1 protein-coding gene and 1 pseudogene are annotated in these 814 nt (G+C 40.9%); one reads left to right on the forward strand and one right to left on the reverse strand.

Features of this window, described 5'->3' with window-relative positions; genetic code table 11:
• Nucleotides 1-313: Dps family protein (locus tag KIV40_RS26875; RefSeq protein ID WP_285352228.1), on the forward strand; the 313-nt coding region annotated here is incomplete at its 5' end.
• Between the two features lie 326 nt (nt 314-639).
• Here the strand turns inward: KIV40_RS26875 and KIV40_RS26880 are convergent.
• Nucleotides 640-814, reverse strand: a pseudogene (locus tag KIV40_RS26880) (nucleotide pyrophosphohydrolase); the annotation flags it as partial.

The raw sequence follows: 814 nt of genomic DNA on the forward strand, positions 1-814 counted from the left end.
TGAAGCGATCTACACTGACCTTCAAACCAAGATTGATGAAATTGCAGAACGTATCCTTACGCTAGGTCACACACCTGATCACGCATTCAGTCGCTACCTTGAAGTAAGTTCAATCAATGAACATCAAAATGCCACTCAAGGGAAAGACTGCGTCACTGGGCTGGTAAATGGTTTCAGCGCACTATTGGTTAAGCAGCGTGACATTCTTGAACAGGCAGGTGACGCATCGGATGAAGGTACAGCCGCACTTATGGGTGACTACATCCGTGAGCAAGAAAAGCTAATGTGGATGCTAAACGCTTACCTTCAATAGCCTAGCTGGTTACCCCTAAATTGAAAAAGAGCTTAAAGTGAATGCTTTAAGCTCTTTTTGATTTTAATTGATTGGGTTTATTTTCCCTGACCGTCAAAACAGGACAGAACATCTTGCTCAAAGTATGGCTCTTGGTTTACCCAAAACATATCGTCGACCTTCAAAAATTCGGTAGCAAAAGAGACTAAGCTTGGTACGAAACGCTATACCTCTACACTGTCATAACTTAGAGACACTGGTTCATAGTTTAGTAAAAAATAACCAGAAACCGCTTTGATATTAATACTCTAGAGTGATCCTCCAGTTAGCTAATGTGCAATTGAGTACTAACGGTTGTACTCGGCTTTATTTAGAACTTCTTTAAGTTCATGAGTTTTCTCTAAATCCACATCGTAGATATTTGCTAAAGCACATACGTAGTAGAGAACATCATAAAGCTCTTCGGCAATCGAACCCTTTAACTCATCCAACGGTGGCTGACCACTTTGTCCTTTTCGAATC

The organism is Vibrio sp. D173a (assembly GCF_030248475.1).